A 23,076-nucleotide genomic window follows, 5' to 3' on the forward strand; every position below is an offset into this window, starting at 1 on the left:
CCGTTTCAACCAGGGGCAATCGGCAAGACCTTCGCCGCCCAGCGGCGGATCAGGCGCACGTCGTCGCGCGAAAACACGCCCAGGGGTATGGCCGCCAGGAAAAAGGTGACGCTGAACACGGCGCCCGCCAGCACCAGGTTCAGCAACGCCGACGGCGTCAAGTGGCCGGCCCGGGTCGATACCAGCGCCGCCAGCAGCGCCGCCAGGCCAACCAGGGCGATGTGCCGCAGCGGCAGCAAGCGCGCCAGGCTGGCCTTGGTCAGGCGCGTCACGACCAGCAGGTACAGCGCCGTCTGCACGTATTCGGCCAGCAGCATGGCGATGGCCGGACCGTAAAAGCCGACCGTCTTGAGCAGCGCGTACCCCAGCACCAGCAACAGCGTCATCGTTGCCAGCGCAATGTAGAGATTGAGCTTGGGCATGCCGAACACGTGCGGAACCGTGCTCAATACCAGCATGTGCAGCGGCATCAGCCACAGGTAAAGGCGAAAGACATGCACGCTGTCCTCGTAACTGGAGGTAAACAACACCTGGATGAACTGCGCGGAATGGCAAAACAGGAACACAAAGCTGGGCAGGACAATGATCGACAGCTTGCGCGTGGCCTCGCGCAAGATGCGCACCACTTCCACGAGATTGCCGTCGCGCACCAGCGGCGGCAGCGACGCGCGCAGCACATTCGCCACCGAGGCCTGGAAAATGACGTCGAGCGGGATTTCCAGCGCGCCCACCGCGTAGACCGCATATTGCGCCGGTGAGAAGGACATCGCCAGGATGGCGCGGTTGAAAGTGGCGCCGACCAGCGTCGACAGGCTGACCAGCGCCACCGGCAGGCAGTAAGCGAGTTGCCGCCGCGCAAATGCGCGCCCGCGCCAGCCGGCGAAATCGAGGCCGCCGCGGCGCAACAGATAGCCGTTGCGCACGAGGAAGCGCAAGGCCGCATACAACACCACCCCCGCCACCAGGCCGGTCAAGCCGTAGCCCAGCCACAAGGGCAGCAACAAGGTCAGCACCCGGACCACGGTTTCAATGATCTCGAACAGCACCGCCAGGCCGTAGCGGTCTTGGCTGATCATGACGTGCAGGCAATGCTCGCTGCCGATCGTCAGCGCCAGGCCGACCGCGTACAGCGGCAGCAGCGTCGCCAGCGCGGGATTGTTCAGCGACGCCGCGAAGTGGCGCGCGCCGGAAAACACCAGCAAGCTCGCCAGCAGGCCGGCCACGCACAACAGCAGCGTCGTTTGCGCGACCAGCGCGGCCACCCGCTGCCGCTCGACGTGGTGATAAAAGTAGTAGACCGAGGTCGGCAGGCCGAGCGTCAGCACGCCGATCGCGGCGCCGCCGATCAGTATCATCTGCTGGTAGCTGCCGTACTCGCTCTGACTCAGCAGGCGCACCAGGACCATCGGCATGATGAAGCCGACGGCGTATTTGATGAGATTGGCGGCTACCAGAAAGCCAGCCCGGTCGGAAAGTGAGGTCAGCACGATATGCGGCTCAGGAAAATCCCAAATGGTCAGCAACAGGGGAAGGACGCGATCGATGGGCAGCCGCGACGCCGAATTAAAACAATGACAATTTTGCGTCAATTTGCGCCGGTTTTTTTTGATTATGCTCAAGACTTGGGCACTGCCTTGCCACGCCCGGATGGGCGCGGCACATAATCGCCTGCCACCGTCGTTCGCCGTCGAAAGGATTTGTCCATGAAAGCCAATGAGGCCCAGCATTTCCCGGGGCGCGTCCTGCTGCGCTGTGCGCTGGCGGCGCTGTGCGGCGGTGGCGGCGCCGTTGCCAGCCACGCCCACGCGGGCGCGCGGCAAGCGCCGCCATTGCTGGTGTATACCGACATCGTCTCGGGCCCGAATGACGGCGGCGAAAACAACAAGGGCATCTATCTCTCGCTGTTCGGCAAAAACTGGGGCAACGTCGGCCTGGGCAGCGCCTTGAAGGTGTTCATCGGCGGCGTCGAGGTGGACAATTACCGCAGCCTGGGGCGCGCCCGCGGCCGTCCCGACATCCAGCAGCTGACGGTGCAAATTGGCGCGCTCGGTAAACCCAGGCCGGGCGCCGCGCTGCCGCTGAAGGTGGTGCTCAACGGCGTGGCGTCGAACGACAACCTGACGTTTACCGTCAATCCCGGCCGCATCCTGTTCGTCGACAACGTCAACGGCAAGGACATGACGGCCGTAGCCGGCGACATCCGGCGCCCGTTCCGCCACGTCCAGACGGCGCGCCTGGACCAAGCCGCGTGGGGCCAGGCCGGCGCCGGCGATTTCATTGTCCTGCGCGGCACCGGCACGGCGTGGACCGACCGCGGCCACGACGGCTATTTCCTGCGCGTGCGCGACAAGTCCGGCACGGCACCGACCGGGGCACCGCGCAGCGGGCCGATCGGACTGATGGGCTACCCGGGCGAGGACGTCTACATCTACCAGGCGTATCAGGCCGACGCCCGCAACAATCCGCCGAAAGGCGCCATCTCGGCGATCAACGCCCAGGAGTACCCCGGCCTGGGCCAGTGGCTCAGCGTGTCCAACCTGCGCATCGAGGCCGGCGGCCCGGCCGGCGCCATCAACCTGCAAATCCTCGGCAGCCACTGGCGCATCGTCAACAACGAGCTGAGCGCCGCCACCGCCGTGGGCAACAGCGACGCCAAGGCCGGCGGCATCGTCGGCAACGGCTTCGGCCAGGTCTGGCTCGGCAACCATATCCACGATGTCTATTGCGGGCCGGCAAACCGCGGCCCGCTGCAAAATCACGGCATCTATATCGACGGCGACGGCGACTACGAAATCGCCTACAACGTCATTGAAAACATCCCCGGCGGCAGCGGCTTCCAGACCTATGCCAACGGCAGCAACGGCTCCGACACGACCGGCAACATCAACTTCCACCACAATCTGATCCGCGGCGTCGGCAAGCACGGCATCAACCTCGCCGACGGCAGCAGGGAGCGCATCAACATTTTCAACAACATCGTCGCCGATACCCGCTACGCCGGCCTGCGTTTCAATTCGACCCAGTTGCGCCAGGCGCGCATCTACAACAACACCTTCTACCACACCAACACCGAGGGCAAGGCGGGCTACGCCGCGATCATGAACGATTGGCACCTGCCGGCGCACGCCATCGACCTGCAAAACAACCTCGTCGTACCGTCGCCGGGCACCGACTACACCGGCGGCAGCGTCGGCTTCGCCCTCTCGGCCGGCGTGGTCAACCGCAATTTCTGGTTCGGCGGCAAGGGCGACACCGGGCTGGACGCCTATCCGCAGACCGGCGCGCACGGCTTCGCCGCCGCCGGCCGCGACTTCCACCTGCGCCCGGACAGCTGGGCCGTCGACGCCGGCTCGGCGGCGGTGGCCGGGCTGGTCACCAACGACTACGACATCAGCACGCCGCGCCCGCAAGGGCTGGGCTTTGACATTGGCGCCTACGAGCTGGCGCGCTGACGCCGCCGCTTCTATTATCTCTTCGACCATCGATTGATACCGGCCAAGATGCCCGCCCTTGGTTCCCCTACGCTGTATCAAGGCGCCGGCGAACCCGGCCAGCGCTTCCCGCCCCCGCCAACCGTTTTCGTTTTACAAGGACTATGCGCCATGACGGCGAACCACACCGCAAGCACTGTCAGCGAGCAGGACCACGAGGCCTTTTTCCGCCATCTGCTGGCGGGCGTCACCGAACCGACCGCGCCGTTCGGCCTGGTCGGGGCAGCCGAGGCCGTCCCCAACTGCGCCACGCTGGCGCTGGAGGCGCGATTGGCGCGCCGCCTGCGCGAGCGCGCCGGCGCGCTGGGCGTACGCGCCGCCAGCCTGGTCCACCTGGCCTGGGCGCAAGTGCTGGCGCAGGTCTCGGCGCGCCGCGACGTGCTGTTCGGCACGGTGCTATTCGGCCCCGCCACGGCGCATTCGGTCGGCGAGCCGGTCAACACGCTGCCGGTGCGCGTCGACGGCGACGGGCAAAGCGCGGCGGACAGCGTGCGGCAAATGGACGCGCAACTGCGGCGCCTGCACCAGCACGCGCACGCGCCGGCGGCGCTGGTGCGGCGCTGCAGCGCGCTGGCGGCGGCGCTGCCGTTGTTCTCCGCGCTGCTGAGCTACCGCCGCACGTCGCCGACGCCGGACGACGCCGCCACCACGGCCGCGGCGGCGCCGGGCGCCGCGCCGTTCGCCCCGCCGCCGTGCCCGCTGCTGTTGGAGGTGCACGAACGGGACGGGGAATTTGTCTTGACGACGCAAGTGAGCGCGCCCTTGCCGGCCGAACGGCTAGTCGCCTACATGCTGACGGCGCTGGAACAATTACTTGACGCCTTGGAGCGCGCCCCCGACACCCCGCTGCGCGTCATGTTCGACGCCGCCGGCGCCGAACCGCCAGCTCCGCCGGCCCCGCCGGCCGGACCCGCCGGCGCCGGCGCGCCCCCGTCCAGCACGCGCGGCGCCGCGGCGACCGCGCCGCTGTCGCCGATGCAGGAGCGGCTGTGGTACCGCGAACACATGGCCCCCGGCCGCCCGACCTACAACATGCCGTCGGCGCACCGCCTGCGCGGCAAGCTCGACGAGGCCGCCTTCCAGCTCGCCTTCGCCGACATGCTACGGCGCCAGGACGCGCTGCGCACCGGCGTCGCGGTCGTCGACGCCACGCCGGTGCAGTGCATTGCAGCGGCGCCGCGAGCCGACGCGCTGCCGCTGGAAGACCTGCGCGGCGACGTAGGCGGCGGCGCCGACGCCGACGCCCGCGTGGAAGCGCTGCGCGCGCGCATCGAGGCGCTCGCCGCCCAGCCACTCGAACTGGGCGAGGCGCCGCTGTTCCGCGCGCGCCTGTGGCGCACCGGGGACGAGGAACACGTATTTTATTTCGCGCCGCACCACATCATCTGGGACGGCTGCTGCGACGCCATCCTCGAGGCCGAAATGGCGGCGCTATACCAGGCGCGCCGCAGCAACACGCCCTGCGCGCTGCGCGAGCCGCCGCCCGCCCCGCCGCGCGCGCGCATGAAGGGCGAGGCACTGGCGGCCCGGCTGGCGCACTGGCGCCCGCGCCTGGACGGCACGCTCGAACCGCTGGCCGTCCCGACCGACCGGCCCCGTCCGGCCGAACTGTCGGGCCGCGCCGCCGCCTGCCGCGTCGCTGTCGCCGCCGCCCAGGTCGAGGCGGCGCGCGCGCTCGCCGGCCAGGCTGGCGCCAGCCTGTCCACGGCGATGCTGGCGACCTATGCGCTGAGTCTGCACCAACTGAGCGGGCAAGCCGCGGTGAGCATCGGCGTGCCGGTGCGCGCGCGCCACGACGACGCCGCCGACACGCTGATGGGCATGTTCGCCCATGTCCTGCCGCTGCGACTGTCGATCGATCCGCAACAGAGCTTCATGCACCTGCTGGGCACGGTGCGCGACGCCGTCGGCGACGCGCTCGCGCATGCCGACGTGCCCTTCGACGAACTGGCGCGCGCACTCGGCGCGCCGCGCGACGCCAGCCGCTTTCCGCTCTACCAGGCGAGCTTTTCGTTCCAGGATGCGCGTGCCCTCGCGCCACGCTGGGGCAACCTCGAGCACACGCCGATCGAGGTCGCGCAACCGGGCCTCGAACAGGACCTCGGACTGTGCCTGGTCGAGCGGCCGGACGGCCTGGTCGGCGCGCTCAACTACAGTAGCGATCTGCTCGAGGCGGCCAGCGGCGAATTGCTGGCGCGGCGCTTCGAGCACCTGGTCGGCGCCGTGCTGGAGCAACCGCAGGCGCCGCTGGCGCAACTGCCGCTCGCCGCGCACGAGCTGCGCCGGCTGGCCGACTACAACGCCACCGCCACGGCCTATCCGCGCGACGCCACCATCGACGCGCTGATCGCCCCGCAGGTGCGCGACGGGCCGCAGCGCACCGCGCTCAGCTTCGGCGACGCCAGCCTCAGCTACCGAGAACTGGACCAGCGCGCCAACCGCCTCGCCAATCTGCTGCGCGCGCGCGGCATCGGCCGCGGCCAGCGGGTCGGCCTATGCGTCGAGCGCGGCCCCGCCATGGTGGTGGCGCAACTGGCGGTGCTCAAGAGCGGCGCCGCCTACGTCCCCTTCGATCCCGCCTATCCGGTCGAGCGGCTGCGCTTCATGGCCCGCGACGCCGGCCTGGCCGCGCTGGTCAGCGAAGCGGCGCTGGGCGCCTTGCTGGCCTGGCCGCGCGCCTGCAGCGTGCTGCTCGACGCCGACGCCGAGGCCATCGCCGCCGCGCCGGACACCCCGCCGCCCGACGACGCGCTGGCGGCCGACGCCGACAGCGTCGCCTACGTTATCTACACCTCCGGCTCGACCGGCAAGCCGAAGGGGGTACAGGTGCCGCAGCGCGCCGTCGTCAATTTCCTCACCAGCATGCGCGACACGCCCGGCATGCTTGCCGGCGACCGCCTGCTGGCCGTCACCACGCTGTCGTTCGACATCGCCGTGCTGGAACTGCTGCTGCCCCTGTGCGTGGGCGCCGAAATCGTCCTGGCCAGCCGCGAGCAGGCGCTCGACGCCGGCGCGCTGGCGCAACTACTGGCGCGCAGCGGCGCCACCATGCTGCAGGCGACCCCGGGCACCTGGCGCATGCTGCTCGACTCCGGCTGGCGCGGCGCGCCCGGCTTCAAGGCCCTGATCGGCGGCGAGGCCCTGCCGCCCGACTTGGCGGCGCGCCTGCTGGCGGGCGGCGCGCAGCTGTGGAATATGTACGGCCCCACCGAAACCACGGTCTGGTCGAGCTGCTGGCGCGTCACGCCGGACGCGCCGGCCATCAGCATCGGCCGGCCGATCGCCAACACGGTAATCCGGATACTCGACGAGCAACGCCGCCCCTGCCCGCTCGGCGTTCCCGGCGAAATCTGGATCGGCGGCGACGGCGTCGCGCTGGGCTACCTGCACCGCCCCGCCCTGAGCGCCGAGCGCTTCATCACCGACCCGTTTATCGGCGCCGGCGCGCCGGGCGGTCGGCTGTACGGCACCGGCGACCGCGGCCGCTGGCGCGCCGACGGCCTGCTGGAACACCTCGGGCGCAACGATTTCCAGGTCAAAGTGCGCGGCTTTCGCATCGAACTGGGCGAAATCGAGGCGGCGCTCGACGCCCACCCCGGCGTGGCCCACAGCGTCGCCCTGGCGCGCGAGGACGTACCCGGCGACGTCAGGCTGGTCGCCTATTTCGCCGCGCGCGGCGACGCGCCGGACGACGCCGCCCTGCGCGCGCATGTGCGCGCCCTGCTGCCGAACTACATGCTGCCGCAGCATTTCGTCGCGCTCGAACGCTTGCCGCTGCTGCCCAACGGAAAAATCGACCGCAAGGCCCTGCCGCCGCCGACAAGTGCCGCGGCGCCGGCGGCGCGCGGCGCGGCGCCGCACAGCGCGACGGAACAGCTGCTGGCGTCGATCTGGAGCGAGTTGCTGGGCAGCACCGGCATCGGCGCCGACGACAATTTCTTCGACGCCGGCGGCCACTCGCTGTTGGCCATGCAAGCCATCCTGGCGATGGAGACGCGCACCGGCAAGCGCCTGAACCCGCGCCGCTTCATCTTCGAGAACCTGCGCCAGATCGCCCGCGCCTACGACGAGGCGGCGCCCGACGCCGTTAAACCGGGCATGCTGAACCGGCTGGTATCCGGCCTGCTCGGCAAGGCAGCGCGATGAGCTTGGCGAACCCGGCCCGGCCCGGCTGGCGGCGGCCGTGACGCCGCTGCGCTTCGGCCCGGGCGCGCGGCAACTGTTCGCCGTCCACCACCCCGCCGAGGGCGAACGGCGGCGCCAATGCGTCCTCCTGTGCAACCCCTTCGGCCAGGAAGCGATCCGCAGCCACCGCCTGTTCCGCCTGTTGGCCGAGCAATTGACGCGGCACGGCTTCGACGTCATGCGCTTCGATTACTTCGGCACCGGCGACGCCGGCGGCGAGGACGGCGAAGGCGAACTGGAAGGCTGGTGCCGCGACGTGCTGGCGGCCGACGCCGAACTGCGCCGCCGCAGCGCCTGCGAACGCGTCTCCTGGGTCGGCCTCAGGTTGGGCGCGAGTATCGCCGCGCTGGCCTCGCAAAGCGGCGCCCGCGCCGTCGAGCAAATCCTGCTGTGGGACCCGGTGGTCGACGGCACGGCCTATCTGGCCGCCTTGCTCGACGCCCACGTCGCCGCCTGCCGCGACTCGTTCGGGGCGCGCTGGGCTATCGACGCCAGGCTGCGCGACATGGCGCTGGGCGAAGCGCAAACGGAAGCGCTCGGCTTCGCCCTGCCCGCCCTGCTGCGCAGGCAACTCGAACGCCTGTCGGCGCGCGGGCTGGCGCAGACGCGGGCCGACCGCATCAGCCTGCTCGCCGCACCCGGCTCGGCCGCGCTGGCCGATCTGCAACAACGACTGGGCGCGCTGGGCAACACGCCGGCGCTGCGTTCGCTCCAGACCCACACCAACTGGCTGGCCAACGAAACCATGGGCGCGTCCATCGCCCCCGGCGAGATAGTGACAAGCGTCGTTGCGCTGCTGGAGGCGGCGTGATCGAGGTGTCGCTCGGCTTCGGCGACGGCCTGGTCGGCACCCTCTGCCTGCCGGTCACGGCCGGGGGCGCCGGGCACGGCGCCACGGCCGGCATCATCCTGTTCAACGCCGGCATCGTGCACCGCATCGGCCCGCACCGCCTGAACGTGCGGCTGGCGCGCGCGCTGGCGGGCCGCGGCATCGCCTCGATCCGCTTCGACCTGGCCGGCCTCGGCGACAGCCGCCGCGCCGACGGCAGCGTCGGCTTCGAAGCGCAAGCGGTGGCCGACCTGCGCGCGGCCATGACGGCCCTGGGCCAGGCCACCGGCTTGCGGCGCTTCGGCCTGTTCGGCTTTTGCTCCGGCGGTTTCCACAGCTATAACGCGGCGCAACGCGATGAGCGCGTCGCCGGCATCCTGCTGTTCGAAGCCTATCGCTACGCCACCTTGAAAACCAAGCTGATCCGCCTCTCCATGCGCTTGCGCCAACACGGCGTAGCGCCGACCATTGCGCGCCTGGGCGCCGCGCTGCTGCGCCGCATGGCCGGCCGGCGCCCCGCCGCCGATAGCGCCGAGCCGCTGGCGCGGGCCTTGGGCGTCGGTTACACCGCCGACTCGCCAGCCAAGGCGGCGTTCGCGCAAGGCTTGCGCGTCCTGCTGGAGCGCCAGGTCGACGTCGGCTTGATTTACGCCGGTGACGGCTTCGAATTCTACAATTACGAAGCGCAATTTCGCGACGCCTTCAAGCGTTTCGGCATCACCGAACGGGTCAAGGCCACCTTCCTGCCCGATATCGACCATGTGGTGACGGGCAGCGCCGCCCAGCGGGCGTTGATCGAGCATGTCCTGCCTTGGTCGGCGATGGTCGCCGGGCTGGCGCCGGCGCCGCGGACGGCCGTTGCGTCCGCCCCGGCAACGGCAAAAAGCGCGGCGGCGGACCCGGCGGCGTAAGGGCGCCGGCGTCAACGGGGCTTGGCCCTGTGCCGGCGCGTGAGCCGATGTTACCGCCAAGTGAAGCCGGCGTCGCGCGCTAGCGCCTGATACCAGCGCGACGAATTGGCGCTGATCTGATCCCATACGCCGCGTAGCAGCATCGGTTTGCCCTCCTCGACGTCGTCGGAATCCCATCTTCCACACTCGCGCCGCCCCCAAGAGCGCCTACGACGCCCGCCTCGCCGTCGAACTCATCCCACTGCTGGCTCTTCAGTTGCCTGTTCTGGATTTTTCAATTCCCCGACAGGAAATCGAAGACGCCGGCCTGGCCCGTCGCCACCGGTTTGCCTGCCGCCGCGCTGGCGCCGCTCAAACCAAGCCGTCCCCCTGTCGCTATTCCGGCGGCCACTTGCGGCGACCTGCTGCGTTGCGCACCGGCCGGGTTAGTCGGATGCGTCGCCATATCGCGCCCCTAAAAAAATATTCCAAGACCACCGGCTTGCGGTAACGACAAGCAGGATATGCCCCCATCAGGACGAATGATGCCCTATTCAACGCGGGCGCCCGCGGCCGATCCCGGCTACCAGCCACAGCGGTTGTTATTTTCATACTGAAATATTTCTTAAAAAAAATTGAACTTAGGCATTTGATGCACATCAAACACAAAGCAAGACCCTCAAAACCTAAGGAACTATTGATGATTAAAACGGAGCCGCTGATGAACAGCCACACGCACAAGCAACCTCGCACCCCCGCCAACGCGTCCCTTCGCACGCCCTATCTGCGCGCGCCATGGGCCAGGCGCACCGCCCTTACCCTGTTTTCGGCATTGTTGATTACCGGCTGTGGCGGCGGCGGTGGCGGCGGCGACGGCAATGGCGGCGGCGACGTCCTCGCCAGCGAGACCGTGGTGTCGCCAGCCAGCCCGGCAGATACGGCGGCCTGGCTCGGCTTTTGGAGCCGGCGCACGCTGACGGTGACGTCCGGCGCCGGCGGCAAAGTGACGTCGCAACCGGCCGGCATTTCCTGCGGCTCGACCTGCGGCGCCACGTTCCCCAACCGTACGGGCCTGACGCTGACCGCCCAGCCCATTTCCGGCTACACCTTCAGCCAATGGGGCGGCGCATGCGCCGGCAGGGCCAGCACCTGCAGCGTCACACTCGGCAACAATTTAACTGTGAGCGCCAGCTTCGCCGCGATCGCCGCGCCGCCGCCTCCGCCTCCGGCGTCACCGCCGCCACCGCCAGCGCCGCAACCGGTCGCCGGCGCACCCGTCGTCAGCTACACCGACGCGGTGTCCGGCCCGACCAGCGGCGGCGAAGGCAATAACGGCGCCTACCTGTCCATCTTCGGCAGCCGTTTCGGCAGCAGCGGCATGGGTACCAGCACCAAGGTCTACATCGGCGGCGCCGAAGTGGCCAACTACCGCTACCTCGGCTCGGCCAAGGTTGGCGCCAAGCTCGGCTTGCAGCAAATTACGGTCCAGGTCGGATCTCTGGGCGGCGCGGCGCAAGGCGTGGCGCTGCCGGTCAGCGTCGTCGTCAATGGCGTCAAGAGCAACGTCGGCAGCACCTTCACGCCCAACCCGGGCCGCGTGCTGTTCGTCGCCCAAAACGGCAACGACGCCACCGCGCTCGCCGGCGACATCGGCAAACCCTGGCGCTACCTGCAAACCAGCGCGCGCGGCGGCGCCTATGCCAGCCTGCGGGCCGGCGACCACGTCGTCATCCGCGGCGGCAACTGGAGCGACACCGGCTTCGACGGCGCCTGGCTGCGCTTCCGCGATACCGCGCAACAAGGCTCGGCGCCCACCGGCGCGGCCGGCACCGGCTGGATCCACATCACCGCCTACCCCGGTCCGGTGAACGGCAACGGCGTCGAAGATGTCCACTACTCGACCCCGGCCGGCGTGAAGGGCGGCATCCACGGCCCCAACTCGGCCTACTTCGGCACCACCGGCGACTGGGTCTCGATCTCCAACCTGCGCATGGACGTGCACGCCCAAGCCACCTCCGACGCCGCGCCGATCAACCTGCAATACGGCGCCGGACCGTGGCGCGTGGTGAACAACGTACTCGGTCCCTGGCCGTCGACGATTGCCGCGCCCAACAACGCCAAGGGCGCCGGCGTATCCGGACACGGCAACAACGTCAAGGTGTTCGGCAACCACATCTTCGGCATGGCTTGCGTCGGCGCGCTGGAGAACCACGGCATCTATCTGGACTCCGGCGCCAGCAACTGGGAAATCGGCTATAACTGGGTGGAAAACATCACCGGCGGCAATTTGATCCAGTTCTTCGACAACGTCGGCCTGGCCGGCAACAACTATAGCGGCTTCCCCAGCGACTGGCGCGGTTTCACCGGCATGAAGGTGCACCACAACTGGCTGGACGGCTCGGGCAAATACGGCCTGAATTTGGCGACGTCCATCGTTTCCGGCGCCTTCTGGAACAACGTCGTCACCCGTTCCATGTACGCCGGGCTGCGCGTCGACACCATCTCCAAGGATATGGACCTGACGATCGCGCATAACACCTTCTACGACAACGACCGCCAAGACAGCGGTTCGGGCAATGCCCAGGTGCTCAACACATGGGGCAATTACAACCCGACCGGCGCCGTCCGCATCTACGACAACCTGTTCGCGGCCGGCCCGTCCACGGTGCGCTCGTCGACCTTCTACAAGAACGTCGGCGACGACGACAATTACCTCGACTTCAAGCGCAACCTGTATTGGGACAACGGGTATGGCTGGTCGGCGTTGGCGCGCGACACGCTGGGCCTCTACGGCAACCCGCTGTTCACCGCGGCCAGCAGCGGCAAGCTCACCCTCGGCGCCGGCAGCCCGGCGATCGACAAGGGCACGCAGGCGGCGCCGTTCGCCATCGGCGACGACCTCAGCGCCGTGGTGGCGCGGCCGCAAGGCGTAGCCAACGACATCGGCGCCTATGAGACGGTCAAGTAAGCGATAAGAGGGAAAGGGTCAGGTAACTGATCGCCGAAGGGCGGGAGCCAGCTCCCGCCCTTTTTTTGTCCGCGCGCCTGGTTGGCGCCGCGGCCCCCGGCGCGCCTAGTCCGCCGCCAGCGAGCGCAACAAGGCAGGCAGTTCAGCACTGAGTTCACGGGCCAGGTAGCCGAGCGGGCCGTGCCGCAGCGCCAGTTGCTCGCCGGCCATCGCGTGCAGCGCCACGCCCCACGCCGCGGCCTGTTCCAGCGGCGCGCCGCGCGCCGCCAAGCCGGCGATGATGCCGGCCAGCGTGTCGCCGGAGCCGGAAATCGCCAAGCCGGTGTTGCCGCCCTGGTGCAGCCAGGCTTGGCCGCCCGGCGCGGCGATGCAGGTCAGCGCGCCCTTCAACACGACAATGGCGTTCCAGCGCAACGCCGCTTGGCGCGCCGTCCGCTCCGGCTCGGCGGCAACTGCCGGCTTGCCGGCGCCGCTCAAATGCGCCATTTCGCCGGCGTGCGGCGTCAGCAACACCGGGCTGTCGAAGCGCAACGGGGCCGCCGTCCCGGACCCGTCCGGCGACGGCCACGCAAGCGTCACCGACATGGCGGCGGCGTCCAGCAGCAGCGGCGCCTGCCGGCAATGCGGCAACAGCGCGCGCACCAGCGCAGCGCTCGCCGCCTCGTCCTGCATGCCCGGGCCGATCAGAACGGCGCTGACCTGGCCGGCCAGTCTGGCCAATTCGCCGGCGCCGTCCAGCAACAGGCCGCCGCCGGCCGTTTCGGCCAGGCCCAGCACGCGCGCCTCCGGAATGGCGAGCGCCAGCGGCGTCGCCACGCTGGCGGCGGTGGCAACGCTCAGCTTGCCGGCGCCGGCGCGCAAGGCGGCGTTGGCGGCCAGCAGGACCGCGCCGGGCATCTCGCGCGCGCCGCCGACGATCAACAGGTGCCCGCGCACCTCCTTGTCGGCGTCGAACGAGGGCATCGGCAAAGGCCAATCGCGCAACAAGCGCGCGCTCACGTCGGTACTGGCGGTGGTGGCGGTGGTAGCGGTGGTGGCGCGATTCGGCATGGACGCCTCAGGCTTTGGGCGCGGCCGGACGGTCCGGCGCGACGGTGACGGGGGTGCCGCAGCTTTTCAGCGGCGCCACGAAGTTGGCCATCTCCAGCATCAGTTTGCCGTGCTTGCCGGCGGCCGGATCGAAGCGATACGAGGTCACGCCGCAGTTGGGCACGTCGGCGGCGCGGTCGATCGCCAGGATCGCGTTTTCGTCGAGGCGCTCAAACAAATAGCGAAAGCAATTGACAATCACCTGGTGGCCGACGATCAGCACCCGCTCGCCGCGGTATTCGCGCGTGATGGTGTCGAGCACGCTTCTCAGGCGCAGGATCACGTCGCACCAGCTTTCGCCGCCGGGTGGACGGAAATAGAATTTGCCGACATGCTTGCGCTGCTGCGCCAGCTCGGGGAATTTGCCGAGGATGCCCAACGGCGTCAGTCGGTCGAGGATGCCGAACTCCTTCTCGCGCAGCCGCTCATCGGCCATCACCGTCAGCAGCTGCTCGCGCGACAGGCGGGCGGCCACCGCCTGCGCCGTGTCGCGCGCGCGCAGATAAGGCGATGCCAGCACCACCGTCGGCTGCTGCGGCTCCGGCAAGCCGGCGAACCAGCCGCTCAGCGCCTGCGCCTGGCGCTGGCCCAACTCCGACAGCGGCACGTCGACATCGCGGTCGGCAATGTCGATATGCAGGTGGGAGGCTGCTTCGGCGGCGTCGCGCGCGACGTTGCCGGCGCTCTGACCGTGCCGCACCAGCCAGATCTGTTGGGGCCATTTTTGTTCCATCGTCGTTCATCCGAGAAGCCGATGGGACAATCGTAGAACAAAACCGGCGACGGTGGCGCCCGCCAGCGCAAGCCCATGTTCCGGGTATCGGCATAGGGGCGGCCAATTACTGGCCGGTCCCCTGCCATACCACCCGGCATGCGGGTCCGCACCGGGCGGCCGGAACGTGTCAAACTATTTGAGACCATTTTTGCAGATAGTTTAGGGAGCAATTTTGGCTTATTTATCCTCCAAAGAACCCGGTTTTGGCATATTAATTCCGGCTTCGGCCGGCAGCGCCGGCGGCTGGGGGCGGCGGTTTTTGAATCGATTCGGATGCTGCGAGAAGGCGTTTTGCAAGGTCAGGTCGCGTTGTTTGTGGATGATGGGCGCGACGCCGGTGTGCATGGCCGCAGGCGTCATATAGCCGATGCCGCAGTGCCGGTGCTCGTAGTTGTACCAGGCGAAGAACGTCTGGCAGAAGACGCGCGCGTCGACCAGCGACTGGAACCGCTGCGGGAAGTCGGGCCGGTACTTCATCGTCTTGAACTGCGCCTCCGAGTACGGGTTGTCGTCGGAGGTGTAGGGCCGGCTGTGGCTCTTGACGACGCCCAGGTCGACCAGCAGGTCCGCCACCAGCTTGGAGCGCATGGCCGCGCCGCGGTCGGCGTGCAGGGTCAACTGCCCGCCCACGATGCCCTCCTTGTCGCAGGTGTGGCCAATGAGCGCCTCGGCGAGCGCGTCCGATTCGCAGTCGGCGATCATCCAGCCGACCACGTAGCGGCTAAAAATGTCGAGGATGACGTAGAGGTGGAAATGCGCGGACTTGACCGGCCCCTTCAACTTGGTGATATCCCACGACCACACCTCGCACGCCCGCGTCGCCAGCAACTCCGGGCGCGCATAGGCCGGATGCGCCAGTTCGTCGCGCCGCCCCCGCGTGCCGCTGTGGGCGCGCAAGATGCGGTAGAAGGTCGAGGCGGACGCCAAGTATGTGCCGGCGTCGAGCAGCATCGCGTACGCCGTGCGCGGCGCCACGTCGGCGTACTCGGGCGAGTGCAGCACGTCAAGTACGCCCTGGCGTTCGAGCGCGCTCAGGGCCAGCGGCGAGCGGCGCGGCCGGCGCACCGTGTGTAGCGGCGGGCGCGGCTGCTGCGCGCGGTAGTAGCTGGCGCGGGGCAACCCAGCGCCACGAGGCCGGCGGCGGCGCTCATCACGGCGCTTCCCCGGCCGTGGGCAAGCCCAGAAGTTCGCAAAGTTTTTTTTGGACGTCGATGATCTGCTCGGCCCGGTCGAGCTTCTTGCGCAGTTTTTCGTTGGCCAATTCAAGGCTGGCGACGCGCCGGTCGACCGCCTTGGCCGCGTCCGGTTTGGGGCCGCGCGCCTTGTTCGGCGCGGCTGCTGCGTCGCTGGCCGCGACCTGCAGACGCCACTTGCTCAAATGCGAGCTGTACAGCCCCTCGCGGCGCAGCAGCGCGCCGACGGCGCCGGGCGCGGTGCAGGCGTCCGCCTCGCGCACGATGCGCTGCATGTAGCTGGCGGTGAACTTGCGGCGGCGCGCCACGGCGACAACCTCCGACCCGGTTGCCGGTTTTTCTGACGGGGCCTCTGCGCTCGCCCTCCGGGCTCCCTGCGAGGCCCCGTCAGAAAAACCATTTGGGCCGACATCTGGCTGTTCAACTACTATTGTCATTTGGGAATCCATGTGCGTCAACTTCCTTAATTAGAGCGATGAAGTTGTCTCACAACAGTTTGACACAGGGGGGGCTCGAGTAGTTGAGGTTATGAGAGCCGAGGCACACCAAGACGGTCAAAGTAGGTGATCGTCAGCACACTATTGAGTGCCATGCGACTGTTGCGCCACCAGCAGCGACTGTTCTTCGCCACCAGCAACGCCACTTTCGGAGACGCTCCCAAGGCCAGCAGTTCCCGATACATCGTCGTGCCGCGCTTCCATTGCTTGAGGTGAATCGCTCGCAGTCGATGACGCAACCATTCGTCCAGTCTACGCCAGACTTTTGGTGTTTGCGCCAAGCCGAAATAGGCTTTCCAGCCCAGCAGGTAGCGTCGTAACGGTTCGATCACTTCGGGCATGCTGCGCCCACAGGAGCGCCGGGTCAGTTGCCTGATCCGCTGCTTGAACGTTTCCAGCGCCTTCAACGACACCACACGTTTTACCTCGCCTTTCGGAGCCGCCCACAGGCTGTAGCCCAGAAACTTGCGGCCAAACGCGCTGGCCACCGCGCTTTTCGATGCATTGATCGTCAGGCGCAGTTTATCGTACAGGCGCCCGAGCAACGCCATCACCCGTTCGCCCGCTTTCCGGCTGCGCACATACACGTTGCAGTCGTCGGCGTAGCGTTCGAAGCGATGGCCCCGCCGTTCCAGTTCCCGGTCCACTTCGTCCAGCAACACATTGGCCAGCAGCGGTGACAGTGGCCCGCCTTGCGGCGTGCCCCGCTCGCGTTCATCCACCACGCCCTGATGCATGATGCCGGCGTTGAGGTAGGCACGGATCAGCCGCAACATGCCGGCGTCACCGATGCGCTTGCCCAGCCGGTCCATCAGCACATCGTGGTTGACGCGATCAAAGAATTTCTCCAAGTCGACATCCACCACCACCCGATAGCCTAGTTGCACATGCTGCTGTGCAGCGAGCACGGCGTCGCGGGCGCGACGCCCCGGACGAAAGCCATGGCTGTGTTCACTAAAAGTAGGATCGAGCAGCGGTTGCAGCACTTGCAGAACAGCCTGTTGAATCAGCCGGTCGACTACGGTGGGTATCCCCAACTCCCGTTCGCTGCCGTCTGGCTTGGGAATGCCGACGCGACGTACCGGACTGGGCCGGTACGTGCCTGCCATCAATTCTCTCCTGATGTTCGGCAACGCGCTCACCAAATAGCGCTCGTCCTGCTCGGCAGCGCCTTCTATCCGATTCTTGTACATCGGCTCGCAGTTTCGATCCACGCTTCCTCTCCACGGTCGGTCGCCCTTCCGCAGTTGCGCTTCACTTCGCTCCCTGTGGTCAGCTCGCGACGGGACTTGCACCCGCAAGAGTGCGCCCATGCTGGGCGCACAAAAAAAACCCGCCGATGAGGCGGGCTGAATCCAATTCTTGGAGGAGTTGGAGGAGACAGATCAATTATGCTGCGCCGCCACATATTTTGCCAATTTTTAATTGTAATGAGATGTATCACCGGGCTGAATAACACCCCGCCCCCCCCGCCCTGCTCAGGCACGCGCCAAGTAATCGGCAAGCTGATCGAACGTGCCGCCGTACCCCTGCTCCAGCGACGGACGCGAATCTTCGAAAAATTGGCGCTCGACGTCGAGCGCGCCGAACGGCTGCGCATGCAAGGTGACGGTGGTCTGGCCGTCCTGCTCGGTGAAGGTCACGGAGTTTTGGATTTCGAGCGGGCAATCTTCGCTAAACGGCGCCCGGGCAATGCCGCCACTTTCGTTGGCAAAGGAATTTAGCCACACGATGCTTTCCCGCTCGACGATCTGGCGATAGTTGAAGCGCCCCCACCACGTCAGCGCGCCGTCGAAATTCATGGCGTAATGAAAAAATCCCCCCGGCTGGAACTCGAAGCGCAGGACCTCGATTGCGCAGCCATTCGGCCCCCACCACTGTTGCAGCTGAGCGGAGTCGCTCCAGGCTTGCCATACGACGTCGCGGGGCAGCTTGAAGTGGCGGCTGATGACGAACGCGGCATTGCCATTATTTTCAGGCATTTTTCTTTCCTTTCATCGGTGCTAATTGGGTTGATTGTAAGAAAACGCCGAGCCGGTCGAAGCTCTATCGCCATATGCGAATATAATTCCCGCGCGCCCACGCGTCAAGACGCGCCTTCTTACCGGCCGGCAAGGCCCAGCGCGACCGCGGTGCGTTTGATCAGTTTGCCGGCCGGGCAGGCTTTGAACAGGAAACAGCTGGCGCCGCTAACGAAGGCGCGCTGGCGCATGGCGGCCTTCGCCGAATCGAACGCCAGCACCCGGCAAGCGTGCGAGCGGACGGAGCCGCAGATGGCCTCGCAGATGCGCTGGTTGTCGTCGACGATGCCTAGAGTATAAGCAGCGAAAAACGGGCGGGGCGCAAGGCCCGTCCGCAGGAAAACTGGCGATCGCGTCCGCCGCGCGCTTGCACCAGGCATAGTCCGGCGCGGTGAGCCACCCCATGCCTGTATACAAGGACACCGTTTGCGCACGACCGCTCTGGACATAGTAGGTATTGCCATGCCTTCCAGTCTGACCGCGGAACAGGCAGCCGCCCTTCACATCCAGCAGATAGGGCATCTTGGCCGCCGCGCCGGGGAAAGCGCACCGCGCCCACTGCGGCGACAGCCAGCGGCATTGACGGCGCAAACGCGCTCCCCGCGCTTGCCATCGGCGCCGTCGTCCCCATCTGCGACCGCATGGACAAGCGCGTACCCATCGACGACATGTGGCAGGGATTCCATCCGGCGGTTGCCGCGTGGTTCCACTCGACCTTTGCGGCCGCGACCGAGGCGCAGCGGCGCGCCTGGCCGCTGATCCAGGCCGGGCGCCCGACTCTGGTGGCCGCCCCCACCGGCTCTGGCAAGACGCTGACCGCCTTCCTGGCCGCCATCGACGCGCTGGTGCGCGAGGGCCGCGCCGCCCCGCTGCCGGACGCCACGCAGGTGCTGTATGTGTCGCCGCTGAAGGCGCTATCGAACGACATCCGCGTCAACCTGCAGGGGCCGCTGGAGGGCATCGACCGGCAACTCCACGCGCTGGGCCTGCCCGGGCACGGCATCCGCAGCGCCGTGCGCACCGGCGACACCACCACGCCGGAGCGCAACGCGATGCGCAAACGCCCGCCGCACATCCTCGTCACCACGCCGGAATCGCTGTACGTCCTGCTCGGGTCGGACAGCGGCCGCGCCATGCTCGCCGGCGTGCGCACCGTGATCGTCGACGAGATCCACGCCGTGGCGGGCGGCAAACGCGGCAGCCACCTGGCGCTCAGCCTGGAGCGGCTGGACGCGCTGTGCGCGCGGCGGCCGGTGCGGGTGGGCTTGTCGGCCACCCAAAAGCCCCTGGCCGCCGTGGCCGACTTCCTGGTGGGGCGCGCCGGCGGCGAGTGCGCCGTGGTCGACGTCGGCCATGTGCGCGCGCGCGACCTGGCGCTGGAACTGCCGCCGGTGCCGCTGGAGGCGGTCATGCCGAACGAGGTGTGGGAGCGCGTCTACGACCGCATGGCCGAACTGGTGGTGCTGCACCGGACCACGCTCATCTTCGTCAACACGCGGCGCATGGCCGAGCGCGTGGCGCGCCACCTTGGCGAGCGCCTCGGCGCGCAGCACGTGGCGGCGCACCACGGCAGCCTGGCCAAGGAATACCGGTTGGCCGCCGAACAGCGCCTCAAGGGCGGCGAGTTGCGGGTACTGGTCGCCACGGCGTCGCTGGAGCTGGGCATCGACATCGGCGCCGTCGACCTGGTGTGCCAGGTGGGCTCGCCGCGCAATATCGCCGCGCTGCTGCAGCGCGTGGGGCGCTCGGGCCACCAGGTCGGCGGCATGCCCAAAGGCCGCCTCTTCCCCACCTCGCGCGACGACCTGGTCGAATGCGCTGCGCTGCTGGACTGCGTGCGGCGCGGCGAACTCGACGCCCTGCGCATCCCGGCGGCGCCGCTGGACGTGCTGGCGCAACAAATCGTCGCCGAGGTGGCCTGCCGCGAATGGGCCGAGGACCAGTTGTTCGACATGCTGCGCCGCGCGCAGCCCTACGCGCAACTGCAGCGCAGCCGCTTCGACGCGGTTCTGCGCATGCTCGCCGAAGGCTACGCCACGCGCAACGGCGTGCGCGGCGCCTACCTGCACCGCGACGCCGCCAGCGGCACGCTGCGCGGACGGCGCGGCGGCAAGCTCACCGCCGTCACCTCCGGCGGCACCATCCCCGACAACGCCGACTACACCGTGCTGCTGGAACCGCAGGGCCAATCCGTCGGTACCGTGAACGAGGACTTCGCCGTCGAGAGCATCGCCGGTGATGTTTTCCAGCTCGGGAACACCTCCTACCGCATCCTGAAAGTCGACACGGGCAAGGTACGCGTCGAGGACGCCCGCGGCGCCGCGCCCAACATCCCGTTCTGGCTGGGCGAGGCGCCGGGCCGCAGCGACGAGCTATCGGCCGGCGTGGCGCGCCTGCGCGCGCAGCTCGACCATCTGCTGGGCCAAGCGGCCACGCCGGGCGGCGCCGGCGCGGCGCTGGAAAGCGCCGTCGCCTGGCTGCAAGAGAGCCTCGGCCTGGACGACAACGCGGCGCGGCAGATCGTCGACTACCTGGCCCGCTCGCGCGCCGCCCTGGGCGCCCTGCCGACCCAGGACACGTTGGTAATGGAGCGCTTCTTCGACGAAAGCGGCGGCACGCAGCTGGTGTTGCACGCGCCGTTCGGCAGCCGCGTCAACCGCGCCTGGGGGCTGGCGCTGCGCAAGCGCTTCTGCCGCAGCTTCAATGTTGAATTGCAGGCGGCCGCCACCGAGGACGCCATCATCCTGTCGCTGCCGGACAGCCACAGCTTCCCGCTCGACGAAGTGTGGCGCTACCTGCGTTCGGGCAGCGCCGAACAGATACTGGTGCAGGCCCTGCTCGAGGCGCCGCTGTTCAATGTGCGTTGGCGCTGGAACGCCACCACGGCGCTGGCCCTGCCGCGCTTTAGCGGCGGACGCAAGGTCGCGCCCCAGTTGCAACGCATGAAAAGCGACGACCTGCTGGCGGCGGTCTTCCCCGACCAGGCGGCCTGCCTGGAAAACCTCGTCGGCGAACGCGAACTGCCCAACCATCCGCTGGTGCAGCAGACCCTCGACGACTGCCTGCACGAGGCCATGGACTGCGAAGGCTGGCTGGCCCTGTTACGCCGCATGGAGGCGGGCGAAGTGCGCCTGCTGTCGCGCGACCTGCCGGCGCCCTCCGCGCTGGCCATGGAAATCCTCAACGCCCGTCCCTACGCATTCCTCGACGACGCGCCGCTGGAGGAACGCCGCACGCAGGCAGTGCAGCGGCGGCGCTGGAGCGACCCCGCCTGCGGCGACGACTTGGGGGCGCTGGACGCCGGCGCCATCGCCGCCGTGGCGCAGGAGGCCTGGCCGCGCGCGCGCAACGGCGACGAGGTGCAGGAAGCGCTGGTCGCGCTGGCCTGCCTGACGCGCGCCGAAGCGTTAGCGCAGGAAGGCTGGCCGGCCTGGCTGGAGGCCTTGGCCGAGAGCGGCCGCGCCACCCGCCTGCGCGACGACGACGGCGCCGATTTTTGGGTTGCGCTGGAACGGCTGGCCTGCGTGCAGGCCGCCTACCCGAGCGCGCGCGCCAGTCCCGCGCTCGCCATACCCGACAGCCACCGCGGCGACGGCGACGCGGACTGGACGCGCGACAGCGCCCTGGTCGAGATCGTGCGCGCCCGCCTGTCCGGCTTCGGCCCGCAGCCGCTGGCCGCCATCGCCGCGGCGCTGGCGCTGCCCGAAGGCGCCGCCGGCATCGCGCTGGCCAGTCTGGAAAGCCAGGGTTACGTCATGCGCGGCCACTTCACCCCCGGCGGCGTCGCCGAGGAATGGTGCGAGCGCCATCTGCTGGCGCGCATCCACCGCTACACGATCAAACAACTGCGGCGCGAAATCGAACCCGTCGAACAACGCGATTTCATGCGCTTCCTGTTCGACTGGCAGCACCTGTCGGCCCAGACCCAACTGCAGGGTGAGGACGCGCTGGCGCAAGTGCTGGCGCAATTGGAGGGCTACGAGGCGGCCGCGGGCGCATGGGAAAGCGACTTGCTGGCGCTGCGGCTGCGCGACTATTCAAGCCTGTGGCTGGACCAGTTGTGCCGCGCCGGCAAAGTGGTCTGGAGCCGCGTCGGCGCGCCGCTCTCGGCGGTCGGCGGCCCGGTGCGCGGCACGCCCATCGTGCTGCTGCCGCGCCGCCAGAACGCCTTGTGGCACGCACTGCCCGGCCCGCCCGGGCAAGCCGACATGTCGCCGCGCGCCGCCGCCGTGCTGGCGGCCTTGCAGCGCGACGGCGCGATGTTCTTCGACGAATTGCAGCACGACGCCCGCATCATGCTGCCGCTGGAGCTGGAAAACGCGCTCGGCGAGCTGGTGTCCACCGGCCTGGTCAACGCCGACAGCTTCGCCGGCATGCGCGCCATGCTGCAACCGGCCGGCAAGCGCGCCGGCAACGACAAGCGGCGCCGCCGCGGCGCCGGTCCGACGATGGACGAAGCCGGACGCTGGGCGCTGGTGCGCCGCGGCGGCGCCGACGCCGCCGCCAACGCGCCGGACACCGCGCGGACAGCGCCGCGCAAGCCGCGCCTCGCCGCCGAAACGCTGGAGCACGTGGCGCTGACCTTGCTGCGCCGCTACGGCGTCATGTTCTGGCGCCTACTGGAGCGGGAAGCGGCGTGGTTGCCGCCGTGGCGCGAGTTGCTGCCCGTGTACCACCGCCTGGAGGCGCGCGGCGAGATCCGCGGCGGGCGTTTCGTGGCGGGCTTCTCGGGCGAGCAATTCGCGCTGCCCGAGGCCATCCCGCTGCTGCGCGCCGTGCGACGCCGGCCCTGCGACGGCGACCTGGTGTGCATCTCCGGCGTCGACCCGCTCAACCTGTGCGGCACGCTGCTGGCAGGCGAGAAGGTCCCGGCCCTGTCCGGCAACCGCGTCCTGTTTCGCGACGGCCTCGCCGTGGCGACTATCATTGCCGGAAAAATCGGCTACCTGTGCGACCCGGCGGGCGAGCGCGAACGGCTGCACGCGCGCCTGGTCGGCCGGCGCTGAAGGCGCATCGCCGCCGGCCGCGCGCCGACGACCAAGAGTTTGCTATCCAGCCGGAACTAGTCAGGCCATCTCCTTGGCAAGGATAGCGCGGGACACCGGATGATCACATTCGCGAGCGCACATAAAAACTCC

General features: G+C 68.7%; 12 protein-coding genes and 1 pseudogene. 6 read left to right on the top strand and 7 right to left on the bottom strand.

Annotated elements, in window-relative coordinates; genetic code table 11:
- Positions 1 to 5 precede the first annotated feature (5 nt).
- Positions 6 to 1,487, bottom strand: coding sequence for a lipopolysaccharide biosynthesis protein (locus JANGC3_RS32430; protein ID WP_157406507.1), 1,482 nt, complete (start codon positions 1,485 to 1,487; stop codon positions 6 to 8).
- Positions 1,488 to 1,703: 216 nt separating this feature from the next.
- On the opposite strand from JANGC3_RS32430, the gene JANGC3_RS32435 reads away from it, so the two are divergent.
- The 5 genes from JANGC3_RS32435 to JANGC3_RS0107810 all read left to right on the top strand — a co-directional run bounded on the left by JANGC3_RS32435 (position 1,704) and on the right by JANGC3_RS0107810 (position 12,363).
- Complete coding sequence (locus JANGC3_RS32435) at positions 1,704 to 3,452, top strand: right-handed parallel beta-helix repeat-containing protein (RefSeq protein WP_017875924.1); 1,749 nt, start codon at positions 1,704 to 1,706, stop codon at positions 3,450 to 3,452.
- 150 nt (positions 3,453 to 3,602) lie between these two features.
- Entirely contained in the window at positions 3,603 to 7,637 is a 4,035-nt protein-coding gene (locus tag JANGC3_RS28720; RefSeq protein ID WP_017875925.1) for a non-ribosomal peptide synthetase, read from the top strand.
- 37 nt (positions 7,638 to 7,674) lie between these two features.
- The gene (locus JANGC3_RS28725) at positions 7,675 to 8,487 is read left to right on the top strand and encodes a serine aminopeptidase domain-containing protein (protein ID WP_017875926.1); all 813 of its coding nucleotides are present in this window, start codon (positions 7,675 to 7,677) and stop codon (positions 8,485 to 8,487) included.
- Positions 8,484 to 9,416: an alpha/beta fold hydrolase gene (locus tag JANGC3_RS30695; protein ID WP_017875927.1), complete on the top strand. Its 933-nt coding sequence runs from the start codon at positions 8,484 to 8,486 to the stop codon at positions 9,414 to 9,416. The genes JANGC3_RS28725 and JANGC3_RS30695 overlap by 4 nt, the downstream gene beginning before the upstream one ends.
- 679 nt (positions 9,417 to 10,095) lie before the next feature.
- Positions 10,096 to 12,363 (top strand): InlB B-repeat-containing protein, encoded by a 2,268-nt coding sequence (locus JANGC3_RS0107810; RefSeq protein ID WP_157406511.1) that lies wholly within the window; start codon positions 10,096 to 10,098, stop codon positions 12,361 to 12,363.
- A 105-nt stretch (positions 12,364 to 12,468) separates the two neighbouring features.
- Here the strand turns inward: JANGC3_RS0107810 and JANGC3_RS0107815 are convergent, their stop codons facing one another.
- The 6 genes and pseudogenes from JANGC3_RS0107815 to JANGC3_RS32450 form a co-directional block, all read right to left on the bottom strand.
- Entirely contained in the window at positions 12,469 to 13,413 is a 945-nt protein-coding gene (locus tag JANGC3_RS0107815; RefSeq protein WP_017875929.1) for an NAD(P)H-hydrate dehydratase, read from the bottom strand.
- Positions 13,414 to 13,420: 7 nt separating this feature from the next.
- Positions 13,421 to 14,185 carry a histidine phosphatase family protein gene (locus tag JANGC3_RS0107820; protein WP_017875930.1) on the bottom strand — a complete coding sequence of 255 codons (765 nt, stop codon included), beginning with the start codon at positions 14,183 to 14,185 and terminating at the stop codon, positions 13,421 to 13,423.
- A 219-nt stretch (positions 14,186 to 14,404) separates the two neighbouring features.
- Positions 14,405 to 15,740, bottom strand: a pseudogene (locus JANGC3_RS32440) (IS3 family transposase); the annotation flags it as partial.
- 206 nt (positions 15,741 to 15,946) lie between these two features.
- Positions 15,947 to 17,110 carry a group II intron reverse transcriptase/maturase gene (ltrA, locus tag JANGC3_RS28735; protein ID WP_017875933.1) on the bottom strand — a complete coding sequence of 388 codons (1,164 nt, stop codon included), beginning with the start codon at positions 17,108 to 17,110 and terminating at the stop codon, positions 15,947 to 15,949.
- Between the two features lie 285 nt (positions 17,111 to 17,395).
- A complete protein-coding gene (locus tag JANGC3_RS0107840; RefSeq protein ID WP_017875934.1) occupies positions 17,396 to 17,899 on the bottom strand; it encodes an SRPBCC family protein in 504 nt (167 codons plus the stop codon).
- Positions 17,900 to 18,018: 119 nt separating this feature from the next.
- Complete coding sequence (locus JANGC3_RS32450; RefSeq protein ID WP_157406515.1) at positions 18,019 to 18,318, bottom strand: hypothetical protein; 300 nt, start codon at positions 18,316 to 18,318, stop codon at positions 18,019 to 18,021.
- Positions 18,319 to 18,579: 261 nt separating this feature from the next.
- Between JANGC3_RS32450 and JANGC3_RS0107850 the strand changes: the two genes are divergently transcribed.
- A complete protein-coding gene (locus JANGC3_RS0107850) occupies positions 18,580 to 22,944 on the top strand; it encodes a DEAD/DEAH box helicase (protein ID WP_017875936.1) in 4,365 nt (1,454 codons plus the stop codon).
- Positions 22,945 to 23,076: the final 132 nt, after the last annotated feature.

The sequence above is a fragment of the Janthinobacterium sp. CG3 genome (assembly GCF_000344615.1).
Taxonomy (GTDB): domain Bacteria; phylum Pseudomonadota; class Gammaproteobacteria; order Burkholderiales; family Burkholderiaceae_D; genus Janthinobacterium.

What these genes read in the sequence shown, in the direction of transcription:
- JANGC3_RS32435 (WP_017875924.1), top strand. Translation starts at nt 1,704, where the DNA reads ATGAAAGCCAATGAGGCCCAGCATTTCCCGGGGCGCGTCCTGCTGCGC.
- JANGC3_RS28720 (WP_017875925.1), top strand. Translation starts at nt 3,603, where the DNA reads ATGACGGCGAACCACACCGCAAGCACTGTCAGCGAGCAGGACCACGAG.
- JANGC3_RS0107810 (WP_157406511.1), top strand. Translation starts at nt 10,096, where the DNA reads ATGATTAAAACGGAGCCGCTGATGAACAGCCACACGCACAAGCAACCT.
- JANGC3_RS0107815 (WP_017875929.1), bottom strand. Translation starts at nt 13,413, where the DNA reads ATGCCGAATCGCGCCACCACCGCTACCACCGCCACCACCGCCAGTACC.
- JANGC3_RS0107820 (WP_017875930.1), bottom strand. Translation starts at nt 14,185, where the DNA reads ATGGAACAAAAATGGCCCCAACAGATCTGGCTGGTGCGGCACGGTCAG.
- ltrA (WP_017875933.1), bottom strand. Translation starts at nt 17,110, where the DNA reads ATGTACAAGAATCGGATAGAAGGCGCTGCCGAGCAGGACGAGCGCTAT.
- JANGC3_RS0107840 (WP_017875934.1), bottom strand. Translation starts at nt 17,899, where the DNA reads ATGCCTGAAAATAATGGCAATGCCGCGTTCGTCATCAGCCGCCACTTC.
- JANGC3_RS32450 (WP_157406515.1), bottom strand. Translation starts at nt 18,318, where the DNA reads ATGCCTGGTGCAAGCGCGCGGCGGACGCGATCGCCAGTTTTCCTGCGG.
- JANGC3_RS0107850 (WP_017875936.1), top strand. Translation starts at nt 18,580, where the DNA reads ATGGACAAGCGCGTACCCATCGACGACATGTGGCAGGGATTCCATCCG.